8 protein-coding genes are annotated in these 12,689 nt (G+C 73.9%); 4 read left to right on the top strand and 4 right to left on the bottom strand.

Annotated features, from left to right (window positions below; translation table 11 throughout):
• Positions 1 to 23 precede the first annotated feature (23 nt).
• The 3 genes from V2W30_RS02610 to V2W30_RS02600 all read left to right on the top strand — a co-directional run bounded on the left by V2W30_RS02610 (position 24) and on the right by V2W30_RS02600 (position 1,962).
• The gene (locus V2W30_RS02610) at positions 24 to 1,232 is read left to right on the top strand and encodes an MFS transporter (protein ID WP_338693292.1); all 1,209 of its coding nucleotides are present in this window, start codon (positions 24 to 26) and stop codon (positions 1,230 to 1,232) included.
• A gap of 100 nt (positions 1,233 to 1,332) precedes the next feature.
• Positions 1,333 to 1,578: a DUF5133 domain-containing protein gene (locus tag V2W30_RS02605; protein ID WP_338693290.1), complete on the top strand. Its 246-nt coding sequence runs from the start codon at positions 1,333 to 1,335 to the stop codon at positions 1,576 to 1,578.
• A 75-nt stretch (positions 1,579 to 1,653) separates the two neighbouring features.
• Entirely contained in the window at positions 1,654 to 1,962 is a 309-nt protein-coding gene (locus V2W30_RS02600) for a hypothetical protein (protein ID WP_338693288.1), read from the top strand.
• A gap of 93 nt (positions 1,963 to 2,055) precedes the next feature.
• Here the strand turns inward: V2W30_RS02600 and V2W30_RS02595 are convergent, their stop codons facing one another.
• Complete coding sequence (locus V2W30_RS02595; protein WP_338693286.1) at positions 2,056 to 2,616, bottom strand: DUF4232 domain-containing protein; 561 nt, start codon at positions 2,614 to 2,616, stop codon at positions 2,056 to 2,058.
• Positions 2,617 to 2,791: 175 nt separating this feature from the next.
• On the opposite strand from V2W30_RS02595, the gene V2W30_RS02590 reads away from it, so the two are divergent.
• A complete protein-coding gene (locus V2W30_RS02590; RefSeq protein ID WP_338693284.1) occupies positions 2,792 to 4,417 on the top strand; it encodes a glycoside hydrolase family 15 protein in 1,626 nt (541 codons plus the stop codon).
• Here V2W30_RS02590 and V2W30_RS02585 read toward each other — a convergent pair.
• The 3 genes from V2W30_RS02585 to V2W30_RS02575 form a co-directional block, all read right to left on the bottom strand.
• Entirely contained in the window at positions 4,384 to 7,491 is a 3,108-nt protein-coding gene (locus tag V2W30_RS02585; protein WP_338693282.1) for a hypothetical protein, read from the bottom strand. The two genes, V2W30_RS02590 and V2W30_RS02585, sit on opposite strands and share 34 nt — an antisense overlap.
• A 106-nt stretch (positions 7,492 to 7,597) precedes the next feature.
• Positions 7,598 to 8,332, bottom strand: a complete 735-nt coding sequence (locus V2W30_RS02580; protein WP_338693280.1) for a class I SAM-dependent methyltransferase — start codon at positions 8,330 to 8,332, stop codon at positions 7,598 to 7,600.
• Positions 8,333 to 8,339: 7 nt separating this feature from the next.
• A complete protein-coding gene (locus V2W30_RS02575; RefSeq protein ID WP_338703446.1) occupies positions 8,340 to 12,617 on the bottom strand; it encodes an aminotransferase class I/II-fold pyridoxal phosphate-dependent enzyme in 4,278 nt (1,425 codons plus the stop codon).
• Positions 12,618 to 12,689 lie beyond the last annotated feature (72 nt).

The raw sequence follows: 12,689 nt of genomic DNA, 5'->3' as shown, positions 1-12,689 counted from the left end.
AGGGGCGGCCGCAGGCTGAACCCATGACCCAGCTGACCGGACCGACCCGGACAACACCCCAGCCGCACACGGGCGTCGAGCCGCGCCGTGGGCTGCTCCTCCTCCTGGCCGTCGCCACCGGCCTGTCCTGCGCGGGCAACTACGTGGCCCAGCCGCTCCTCGACCTCATCTCCCGCGAGCTCCACCTGGGCAGCGTGCTCACCGGCCTGCTCGTCACCGCCTCGCAGGCCGGGTACGCGCTGGGCCTGATGCTCCTCGTCCCGCTCGGCGACGTCGTCGACCGCCGCCGCCTCGCGGTCACCCTCTTCTCGGCCACGGCCCTCTTCCTCGCCGTGTCGGCCCTCGCCCCCAGTGGTCCGGTCCTCCTCGCGAGCACGGTCCTCACCGCCCTCGCCTCCGTCGGCGCGCAGGTCGTCGTCGCGCACGCCGCGAGCCTCGCCACCGCCGAGAACCGGGGCCGTGCCGTCGCCCTCGTCATGTCGGGCGTCCTGCTCGGCGGCCTGCTGGCCCGCACCGCGGCGGGCGGTCTGTCCGAACTCGGCGGCTGGCGCACCCCGTACGCGGTCCTCGCCGTCCTCATGGCCGCCGCCGCCCTCACCCTCCACCGCCGTCTCCCGCGGCTGCCGGTCATGGCCGACCTGCGCTACCCGGCCCTCCTGCGCTCCACGCTCGTCCTGCTGCGCGAGGAGCCGGTGCTGCGCCGCCGCGCGCTGCTCGGCGCCCTGTCGCTGGCCTCGTACAGCACGCAACTCACCGCGCTCACCTTCCTGTTGAGCGGCGCTCCGTTCCGCTGGTCGGCACCGGCGATCGGTCTGTTCGGGCTCGTCGGCGCCGTCGGGGTGCTGACGATGACGTTCGCGGCGCGGCTCAGCGACCGGGGGCACGTGCGAGCGGTCACCCGCGGTGCGACGGTCCTGCTCCTGGCCGGCTGGCTCACCCTGCTCGCGGGGGAGCGCTCCCTGCTCTGGCTCGCGGTCGGCGTCGTCGCCCTGAACATCGGCCAGCAGGCCGTCCTCAACAGCAGCCAGACCGTCATCTACGGGCTGCGGCCCGAGGCCCGCAACCGCGTCAACTCCGCGTTCAGCACCAGCTTCTTCCTCGGCGGCACCGTCGGCTCCGCCCTCGCCTCGGTGGTCTGGGCGGCGGCCGGCTGGCCCGGCGTCTGCGCCCTCGGCGCGGCCTGCGCGGCGGGCGCCGTCGTGGTGGCGCTGGGCGAGCGCGCACACGCCTGAGCCCTGCGATCCATCCGCGTCCGCCTGTTTGCTGCGGGACGGGTGGGGCAGCCGGGGTGCTGAGTGACCACGCCGTCCCCACCGGGAGAGGATCCCTCTGATGCTGCTGGCCCACCCCGCCCTGCTGGCCGACCGTGTCCGCGAGTACGAGACGCTCAGCGCCCTGGACGCCGACGAGGGCGGCGCCGCGGCCCGGCGCCGCATGGACGACATCGCGTACTCGCTCTGCGTCGCCACCGGCACGGCCGACGTCGACGCCGCCGTCGTCGCGGCGCGCCATCGCCTCCCCGGCGCCCGCGTCCACGACGACTCCCTCATCACCGCGATGCACCGGCTGCGCCGTTGATCGGCCTTGACCTCAAGCGTGGTTGAGCTTCTACGCTCGGGTGCGCCGAGGTCGACGTACCGGAGAGGAACGGCCATGAGGACGCTGGTGCTGGGAAGGACGCCCTCCCGCGTGACGGAGGTGCTGGCCACGCTGCGCGCGGACGGGTTCGACGCGGAAGGCGTGAGCAGCGACGAGGAGGCCAGGAAGCTGTTGGAGGCCGAGGGGTTCGGGGTGCTGATCATCGGCGGGGGAGTGGAGCCCGCCTCCCGCACGGCGCTCAAGGAGTTCGCGGCCGGGCACGGGGTGCGGCGGGTGATCGACGGCGCGCTGACGGCGCCGTTCGACGCGTACGTCCGGCGGGAGTTCGAACCCGTGATCAGGGAGACCGCCGCCGCCCGATGACGGCGACGGGGCGCCCGCGCGTGGCGCACGGGCGCCCCGGGGACACGGTTCAAGGCCGCGCCCTTCAGGGCAAGCGATTTCCCGCCGGATGCCCTACGCGGCGATCGCGCCCCGGCCCGTGATCTCCTCCTGGAGCACCTGCTCGGCCCGTGCCGGGCTGTCCTGCCACAGCGTCGTCACCGGCTCCCACACCCGCAGCCCGGCGGGTGCGCCGAGCGTCAGGGCCTGGAACCGGCGGCCGTCGTGATCGGGCACCGCGGTGACGGTCACGAACATGACGGTGCGGGCCTGCTCGTCGGCGTCGTCGGAGTCGGACAGTGAGCGGACCGCCGCGTACGCGGTGTCGTGGCCGCCCAGTTTGTGTCCCGCGTGCGGCATGGACGGCAGGGGCAGGGCCGCGCCGTCGAGGTCGCCGTACGTGATCGTCGGGACGCGGTCGACGAGGCAGGGCTTCGCCGCGTTGTTGCGCACGCTCAGCTTGATGACGCCGTCGTTGTCGTCGGAGGGGGTCGCGCGCACCGTGAGATCGTTCTCGGCGCAGCGGGGCAGGGCCGCGGAGATCGCGCCGGACGGTCCCGCGAGGGCGGCGGGGGCGGCGAGTGCGGTCAGGGCGAGCGCGGCCGCGGTGGCCGCCGTGACGTGACGTACGCGCATCGAGGGTTCCCCAGTCGGTTGCAGTCCGTGGCCGGTGAGGGCCGGTGGTGCGGGCGTCCGGTCCGCATCGATCGACAAAAGTTAAGTATGTCGCAATACGGACAAGTGAGCCTATCCTGGATGTGCGGCTTTGTGTACGGCGGCGTCGTTTTCGATCATGAAACCTCTATGGATCATGAAACCTCGCGGCGAGGACCTCGACGACCACGCCCTCCTCGGGGACCTGGAAACTGCCGCGCTGATCGGCAGGGACGGGTCCGTCGACTGGCTGTGCCTGCCCCGCTTCGACTCGCCCGCCGCCTGCGCCGCCCTCCTCGGCGACGCTGACAACGGCTTCTGGCGCCTCGCCCCGCGCGGCGCCGACCGCTGCAACCGCCGCGCCTACCGACCCGACACCCTGGTACTCGACACCGTCTGGGAGACGCCGCAGGGTGCCGTGCGGATCACCGATTTCATGCCACCACGCGCCGCCCACCCCTGTCTCGTGCGGCGGGTCGAGGGGCTGCGGGGAGCCGTGCCGGTCCGAGGCGTCCTGCGCCTGCGCTTCCACCAGGGGCGGATCGTGCCCTGGCTGCGGCGGGTCGGGCCGTGCACGGTCGCCGTCGCGGGGCCCGACGCGGTCTGGGTGCGCAGCGAGGGGCCGGGCGACGAGACGCTCGATGCCGCCACCGGCACCTCGACCCTCGACGCCACCGTCACGGCGGGCCAGAGCTGCGCCGTCACCCTGGTCTGGGCGCCCTCGCACCGCACCGAACCGCCCGCCGAGCTGTCCGTCCCCGCCCAGACACTCCTGAAGGAGACCGTCGGGTTCTGGCGCCGCTGGGTCGCGCACTGCACGTACCAGGGCCCCTGGCGGCCCGCCGTCGTGCGCTCCCTGCTGACGTGGAAAGCCCTCACCCACGCCCCGACCGGCGCGGTGCTCTCCGCGCCGACGACCTCGGTGCCGTACGGCACCGAAGGCGAGCACGACGGCGACGGTCGCGTCTGCCGTCTCGACGGCTTCGGCGGGAGCCTCGCCACCCTGCTCCGCTGCGGCCTGCGCGCCGAGGCGAGCGCGCGTGTGGAGTGGCTGCTGCGCACGCTGGCCGGAGAGCCGGGCAGCACGCTGCGGAGCGTGTACGGCATCGCGGGCGAGCGGGGCCTGCTGCCGACGGACCGCCCCCGACTCGACGCGTACGCGGAAGTCCTCGACGCCCTCCACCTGGCGCTGCGCGCACGGCTACCGGTGCCCCGGCTCGACTCGGGCCGGTTCGCGGCGGAGCTGACCCGGGCGGTGGAGCGGGCCTGGCGGGAGGAGGGGCCGCAGGCCGCGGGGCATGCGGACGCGCTGGCCTGGGTGGCGCTCGACCGGGGGCGGCGGATCGCCGGGCTGCTCGGGCGGGCCGACGCCACGGATCCCGGGCTGCCCGCGGCGGTCCGGGCCCGATCCGGGAGCGGCGGGGACCATGCGCTCCCGGACCCCGCCTACCTCGTACTGCCGCGACTCGGCCTCCTTCCGTACACGGATCCGCGCGTGCGCGCCGTCCTCGACGCGCCGCCGCAGGAGCCCGCGCCGCGGGTCGCCGACGCGCTGCACCGCGCCCGCGCCCTCGCGGACGCGGGCCGCGGCGCAGAAGCGGAGGCGGTCTTCGCGCGGGTCCTCGACGCCCGGAACGACGTGGGCCTGCTCGCCGAACGCTGGGACCCGCGCACCGGACGGCGGCTCGGCAACGCCCCGGGCACGGCGAGCCACCTCGCCCTCGTCGACACGGCGCTCGCGCTGATCCCTCAGGTGAAGTCGGGCGCCCCCAGCGCCCCGTAGAACAGCGCCGCCCAGTTCGCCACGAGGAGCTGCTCCAGGGTCGGGTCCACGGCCGTCGCCGCGAGACCGGCGAGCGAGAGGTGGTGGAAGGCGAGACCGTCCCGGAAGCCGAGATCCGCCAGCGCGTACCCGGGCCGGGGGTTGGGCAGATCGTCCGGATCGGTGCCGGTCAGGGTGTACGTGAGCCGGGTGACCGGATCGATCCCCGCGGCCGGGTCCTTCGGGTCGACGAACGCCCCGTCGGCGCGGACGCCGTCCCGGTACGGCAGCCGGCCGAGCCCGCGCACGCCGCCGAAGCCGTACCGCGCCGCCGTGACCGCGAGCGGCGCGAGCGCCTGGGCCTCGGAGGCGGTGAGGGCCTGGTCGATCTCCCGCTCGTAGGTCTCCACCCAGGTCTTCGTCTTCTTCTTGCCCCGGACGTCCTCGACCTCCTCGGTGATGGTCTGGCGTACCAGGTCCACCGCTTGTACACGCGTGACCTGCACCGTGGTGCCCGCCTGGTCGACCAGCACGTCGAGCGGGGCGACGGCCATGCTCAACAGGTCGATCTTCGGGGTCGTCGACCCGGGGGCCGAACCGGCCACCACGCGGGCCGGAGCCGTCGCCGTGAACAGCAGCCGCGACCAGGTCTCCTTCGAGTCCTGCACGGTCAGCGCGAACTCCGTGCGCAGCACACCGTGCGGGGTCGGCGCGGTGGGCAGCGCGCGTTGCAGGGTGAGACGCGGGGGCGCGAGCGCCGCGACCGTGACGCCGCCGGAGAAGACCGGCGTGAAGGGCGGCCGGGTGAGCATCCGCAGCGTCCCCTGCTGCCCGGTGGTGAGCCGGGCGCCGAACTCGCCGCGCCGGTGCGCCGCGGCGAGCAGCACGTTGAGGGTGTTCTCCGAGCTGAGCACGGAGGCGTAGTGCCGTCCGTCGGCGGCCACGAGCCGCGACGCGTCGGACAGGACCGGCGAGGGACCGGCCTCGCGGACCGTCGTCAGCGCCACCGGGTACCCCGAAGGGGCCGCCAGCTGCGATTCGACGTAGAGGAAGCTGCTCCCGCCGCCGGTGACGCTCGCGCCGGTCCGCGGCACGTCGAGCCCGAAGAGGGTCGCGGGGTCGGCGGAACCGCCGACGCGGTCGCGCAGCGCCGTGGTGAGCGTCCTGCCCAGCGTGGAGCCGAGGATCTGGAGCACGGGCCCGCCGATCCGGGCGAGGGCCTCGAGGACCAGGTCCACGATCCGGTGCAGGGCGCTCGGTACGGCCGACGTGAGGTCGGCGGAGACCCGGCCCGAGCAGCTGACGGTGATCGTCGGCTGGATCCGCGCCCCGGTGTCGGGGGACAGGCGCAGGGCGATGTCCGCGGTCAGGCCGCTGATCCGCAGGCGGGCCCTGGCCGCGTCCAGGACGACGAACGCGGCGGCGGAGCTGAGCACCCCGAGCACCCAGGCGAGGCCGGGCATGAGGAGCGGCACCAGCGCGCTCGCGGCGAGGACCAGCCAGTACCTCGTGCCGAGGCTGCGGGTGACGTTGCCGGACAGGGCGAGGGAGCCCAACGAGAGACGGGCGTAGATGCCCCGGCCCGTGCACGTCATCGAGGTGATCAACGGACAGCTGCCGTCCGGGGCCCGGGGCAGGCCCCATGTGGCGGTGTAGGACGACAGTTCGCCGACGATGATGTCGGACACGTTGAACGGGAGCGTGCTCGGCAGGGTGGGCAGGACCAGCGTCCCCGACGTCTCCAGGAGCGTGGCGTGCGCGAGTTGGAGCTTCTGCTCGGGAGTGAGCAGCGTCCAGTCGGTGCCGGCAGCCGTCAGCGCCGCCGTGACGTCGGCGGGCAGCCGGGCGAGCACCGCGGCGGGCACCGTCCCGGTCGTGACCGCCGCCTTCGCCGCCTTCATCGCCTCGCGGTCCAGCAGGCCCCGGCCGCGGATCGTGCCCCAGCCGGGGACGTCGACCGAGGGGCCCGCGTAGCCGCCCAGCGGCGACGGCGGGACCAGGTCGTGCAGCAGACAGAAGCCGAGGATGTCGAGGCCGGGCGGGAAGGTGTGGTTCACCTTGTCGGTCTCGCGGGCCAGCACGCCCTGCCGGGCCGTCGCCAGCCAGGGGACGGTCGCGGACCGTGGGGAGAAGGTGAAGCTCGCTCCGGCCAGCGGGCGCAGAGCCCGGTTGACGACGGACGTCAGGTCCGACAGCAGGCGCTGCTCGATCAGCAGCCCGAGGGGCGCGTCGGTCGTCTGCCGCGGGGGCGGCGGCTTCCTCACCTCCTCGGGGTCGTGGCCCGGCAGTTCCTCGTCACGGGGGAGCATCCGCGAGGTCACCGGAGCGGTGTCCGGGTCCCGGCGCGACGCCGGCGCGACGACGGGTGCGTCCCGTACGTCTGCCCGGGGCGCACCGGCGCGCCGCTCCGGCTGCCGGGTGAGGTCGTCGTCCTCACCGGAGTCCCACCGGTCGATACGGAACCCGCCGAGCCGGTGGGGGACGTACTCGGGTGTCGCGCCCAGCGCGTCGACCGCGCAGCCCACCGGTACACCGGTCTCGGCCACCAGAGCGGCGACCTCCCCGATCGGATAGCCACCGGGGCGGTGCACGCCCGCGTCACCGAGGACGAGTTCGAGCACGCGCCCCGTCAGCCCGTGCGCGGGGCGCTCCGGATCGACGAACACCTGCTGCCGATAGCGCTCCGGCGCGCCCGGTTCGCGCAGGACGACGGAGACGGCCTTGCCCGCGCGGCCGTCCTCCAGCGGGCAGTCCTCGACGTACGGCCCGTCGACCACCACGACGGGTGCCTCGCAGCGGCCGCGCGGCACCCAGGAGCGGTCCAGGACGAGTCGCTCGCCGCGACCGTGCCCGAGGCAGTGGATGCGTTCGCCGTCGTCGACGAGGGTGACGCCCTCGCCGAACAGGGTCGCCGACTCCAGGTCGATCCGTGCGGCCCGGGAGGTGACCTGGACCCGCATGGTCTGGGCGCCCGTGACCGCGAGGTCCAGGAAGCGGGCCGCCTCGCCGCCGGCCAGCACCCGGTCGAGCGCGTCCGGCTCGACCGACCACGTCACCTCACAGCTCAGCCATCCGCGACGAGCGGAACTCTCCATGGCGGCCACCTCGTCCCTGCGACATCGGCGGCGGACCTCGCACGCCGGATGCCACTGTGCCGCGCGGGCGATGGCGTCGCACAGGTGCCGGACGGGCCAGAGCTCCTCAGCGCGCGACCGCCGACAGGAGCACCATGCCCGAGTCCCCGTAGTCCGGCAGGGTCGGGTCGGCGTCGATGCGCGTGACCGTCAACTCCCTTGTCAGCGGCGCGAAGACGGACCGTACGGCCGGTACGTCGACGGGGCAGCCCGGCCACACGGTCGCCTCGCCGATCCGGTACGTCGGCATGTTCTCCATGAACGCCGCGACCAGGCGCCCGCCCGGCTCCACGCACCCCGCGAACCGCCCGCACAGCGCGGTGAACTCGGCGAAGTCCTCCGTGACGCCCTCGGCGACGAAGTTCATCGACGCGAGCCCGTACCGCCCCGGGGGGATCGCGCGTACGTCGCCGTGGACCACCCGGACCCCGGCCAGTGCCGCGCCGGGCGTCGCCGGGGTCCGCGGATCGAGGTCCCGCACGAGGGCGTGGAAGGGGGTCCAGCTCACGTCCGGTCCGTGCCGCGACTGCCGCCTCAGATAGGCGACGTTGGCGGCGCCCGCCTCCACCGCGTCGATCCGGCGGCACACCGCCGCGGCCAGCATCAGCGGATACAGGTTCGGTCCCGCGCCGAACTCCACCGACCGCTCGACACCGCCCGCTTCGAGCTGCCGGTAGACCGCGCTGTGGTGCGCGATGACGGCCGCGTCGGAGGGGTGCAGCTGCCGGTAGTTCTCGGCGAGGTAGGCGTCGACCGGCCAGCCGTCCCAGTCGACGTCGTCGTTGAACGTCGGTGCGGCCACGGCCCGTTCACGCCCTCTCGCGCAGCGGGAACCGCTCCTTGAGGCGGGCCAGCGTCGCGTTGAGCCGGTCGATGTCCTCGTCCGAGTTGAGCGCCGTGAGCTGGATGCGGAAGCCCACCCGGTCGTGCGGGACCAGCGGATAGGCGGCCACCGTCACGTAGATGCCGCTGTCCCACAGGAAGCGGGCCACCGCGTCCAGGTCGGAGGAGCGCCCCAACGGGATCTCGATGATGGGGAGTTCGTCGCGGTTGGGCGTGTCCAGGCCGAGCGCGGTCACCTGGTCGAGGACGCGCCGGGTCTTCGCGTACAGGTCGGCGCGGATCGTGTCGCCGCGCTTGTCGTTCACGTCCAGTCCGGCCAGGACCGTCGCCAGCGACGCGGTCGGCGACGGCCCCGAGTACAGGTAGGGCGCCGCCGACGTCTTGAGGTGGTCCTTGAGCCAGGTCGGCAGCGCGAGGAACGCGAGGAGCGACGAGTACGCCTTCGAGAACCCGCCGACCAGCACGATCCCCTCGTACGTCTCGCCGAGGTGCCGCACGACGCCGTTGCCCCGGCTCCCGTACGGGCACGGCTCCGTGGCGCCGCGCTCGCCGATCACGCCGAAGCCGTGCGTGTCGTCGATGTAGAGCGTCGCGTCGAACGACCGGCACAGCCGCGCCAGGCGCGGCAGGTCGGGCAGGTTGCCGCTCATGCTGTTCACGCCGTCCAGACAGACCAGCCGGGAGTCGCCGGGCGGCGCCGACCGCAGCAGGTGCTCCAGCTCGTCGGGGCGCTCCGCGTGGAAGCGGTGCAGGGTCGCGCCCTGCCCGCGCGCGACCACGCACCCGTCGTACACGGTGCGGTGCGCGGTGGCCTCGACGAACACCTGCCCCTGACCCGCGAGCACCGGGATGACCGAGGCGTGGATCAGCGTCGCCGTCGGCAGCACCAGCGTGTCCGGGGCGCCGAGCAGCAGCGCGAGCCGCTCCTCGATGTCCGGGTAGAGGCGCGGCGAGCCGAGCAGCCGGGACCAGCTCGGGTGCGTGCCCCACTGCGCGACCGCCGGGCCGATCGCCTCCATGATCTCCGGATCCCGGTCGAAGCCCAGGTAGTTGCAGGACGCGAAGTCGATGAGCCAGTGGTCGCCGCTGCGGATGTGCCGGCCGCGCACCTCGTCGAGGACCGCGTCGCTCATCGGGTTGGTGCGGCGCAGCCGCTCCAGATCGCCCCAGCGCGGATCACGTCGCACTCCCGGGGGCGGGGACGCCGTATCGCTCATGGCACTCGTCTCCTTCGGTGGCGGGCTGTCGAGCAGCGCGGCGGCGTGCTCGGGGGTGAGCGGCCGGGCGAACAGGAACCCCTGCCCGAACCGACAGCCCATGCCGGCCAGCAGGTCCCGCTGCGCGCGGTCCTCGATGCCTTCGGCGATCACTCCGAGACCCAGCGTGCGGGCGATGCGCACGATGCCCTCGACCAGGGCGACCTGCCGGGTGTCGGAGGCGATGTCGTCGATGAACGACTTGTCGATCTTCAGTACGTCGATGGGGAACTCGCGCAGATAGCGCAGGCTGGAGAAGCCCGTACCGAAGTCGTCGACCGCGATGTGCACACCGAGGTCCTTGACGGCCTGCACCACCGTGTCGATCTGTTTGTCACGGCGCATCAACACCGTTTCCGTGAGCTCCAGTTGGAGTGATCCGGGGGCGAGGCCCGGGGTGTCAAGGGCGGCCTTCACCTGGTCGACGAAGTCCGCCTCGCGGAACTGGCGCGCCGACACGTTCACGCTCACGTACGGCGGGTTCTCCGGTCTGACCGCCTGGAGGCGCGCGGCCCCCGCGGCCGCGTTGCGCAGCACCCACGCACCGAGCGACGCGATGTGCCCGGTCTCCTCGGCGAGTGCCACGAACGTCTCCGGCGGCACCGTGCCGCGCGGGTCCTCCGGCCAGCGCACCAGCGCCTCGAACCCCACCACCGCGTCCGTCGCGAGGTCGACGACCGGCTGGTAGCGCAGGCCGAACCCGCCGCTGCTCACCACCTCGTCGAGGCGGGCCTGCAACTCGTGGCGGCGCACGACCCGTTCGTGCAGCGGCGGCTTGAAGCGGCGCCACTGCCGCTTGCCCGCCGCCTTCGCCGCGTACAGCGCCAGGTCGGCGTGCTGGAGCAGCTCGTCCGTGCTGCCGCTGTCCAGGGCCGTGGCCACCCCGACGCTCGCCGACACGCTGACCGCGTCCTCCAGGAGCCGGATCGGCCGGCTGAGCGTCTGGAGGATCTGCGCCGCCAGCAGCTCCGCGTCGACCGGGTCGCGGGCGTCCTCCATCAGCACGGCGAACTCGTCGCCGCCGAGCCGCGCCGCCGTGTCGGACCGCCGCAGCGTCGCCGTCAGACGCTCGCCGACCGCCATCAGGAGCATGTCGCCCGCCGGATGCCCCAGCGTGTCGTTGACCAGTTTGAAGTCGTCGAGGTCGATGAAGAGCAGGCACGTCAGGGCGGGCTCGCGGCGACTGCGCAGCAGCGCCCGCTCCACCCGCTCCAGGAGCAGGGTCCGGTTCGGCAGCCCGGTCAGCGCGTCGTGGAACGCCCGCTGCGTCAGCTCCTGTTCCAGCTGTCGCTGTTCGGTGACGTCGCGCAGCGTCACCACGATCCCGCCGACGGTCGGGTCGTCCCGCAGGTCGCTGCACCGCACCTCGACCTCGGTGCGCCCGCCGTTCTGCGTCACCCACCAGTGGTCGTGCGTCTCGGGCGCCCCGTCCACGCGCAGCGCCGCGAGCGCCCGCGTGGCCCGGTCCCGGTCGCGCGACCCCACCAGGTCGGGCAGCACGACGCCGACCGGCCGTACGCCGCCGAAGACGGCCCGCGCGGACGGGCTCGCGTACCGCACGGTGTTGTCCTCGTCGACGATCAGGATCACGTCCGACGCGTTGCGCACCAGGGTGCGGAAGTACGCCTCGCTCTCCCGCTTGATGATCTCCTGGCGCAGGGCGATCCGCTCCATCGCGAGCCCCGCGTGCGCGGCGAGGGACTCCAGCGGCCCCCGGATCTCGCCCAGCTCCTTGGGCGGACCGGCCGCCACCAGGACGCCCGGCAGGTCGCTGCCCGGCGGTCTGTCCTGCGGGACCATCGGGCAGACCAGCGCGGTGGGCAGGCCGCGCAGCCGGGACGCGGCCGACGGGCCGAGCTCCTCGACCGGCATCATCCGCGTCGCCTCGTGCAGACCCTGCGGGGTGTCGGCGTGGGGCTCGGCGGGCAGCAGCGTCGAGGCGTGCGGCGTGTCCGGGCCGAACAGCGTGGCGACGGCCGTGTCGCACGCCGCCGCGATCTCCCGCGCGTCCATCGCCGACACCAGCGACGCCGTGGCGGTGCGCAGCGCCATCTCGCGCGCCACGGCCTTGCGGTGCGCGACGACCATGCCGCCCAGGCGCAGCAAAACGAGCAGGAACAGCGCGGCGCTGAACGCGGCGATCGCCGCGCCGTCGTGCGTGGTGCCGGACAGGGCCTCGTACAGCAGGATGGCGGGCGCGATGAGCGTCGCGAAGCCGAGCAGCACGACCCTCCTGCGTGCCGGGAGGAGCGTCGGCTGCGGAGCGCGCGCGGTCAGTTCGGCCATCGACGGATGCACTCCCGCGAGCCCCCACGCCGTGTAGAAAACGATCCAGCCCGCGTCGAGCAGCGTCCCGGCCTGCCACGCGCCGTTGAGCTGGAGGATCCCGTAGGCGATGTCGAAGCAGAGCAGCGTCAGGGTGCCGGCCACGAGGAGCTGCACCGACCGGTTGCCGCGCGGCCCCGGGCCCGAGACGAGCAGCCGGGCCAGCAGGGCGAGCACCAGGACGTCACCGAGCGGGTACGCGACGCTGATGGCGCGCTGCTCCCAGGTCATGCCGTCGGCGAGGGTGAGCGGCTGGACGAGGAACACCCACACGGGCAGTGCGAGCCCCGCCGTCAGGATCAGCGCGTCGAGCAGCGCGGGCAGGTCACGCCCCGCCCACCGGTGGCGCACGAGCCCGAACAGGCCGATCGCGAACAGTGGATACGTCAGCAGGTAGAACGCGTCGGACGGCGAGGGGAACGGGTTCGACGCGGCGAAGTACTGCTCCTGCACGTTGTAGTACGTGTCCCCGACGGAGAACGCGAAGAGGGCGGCCGCCAGGACGTACCAGGGCCAGCGGTGCGCGGGCCGGTACAGCCGCACCCCCGCGAGGAGCGCGACGACCGACCCCATGCCGATCGCCCACCACAGGGGCGACTGCGTCACGGGGACGGTCAGGTAGACGGCGGTGGCGGCCGCCACGAGGGCGGCGTACAGGCCCATCAGCCGATGTGCTCGCAGCAATGGCAGCCGCCTCCCTGCGTACGGGACACCGGGCGGCGTTCGAGGCGTCGG

It is taken from the genome of Streptomyces sp. Q6 (assembly GCF_036967205.1).
GTDB lineage: Bacteria > Actinomycetota > Actinomycetes > Streptomycetales > Streptomycetaceae > Streptomyces > Streptomyces citrinus.
The sequence above is the reverse complement of the archived record's forward strand: the minus strand, read 5'-3'. Positions and strand labels throughout refer to the sequence as shown.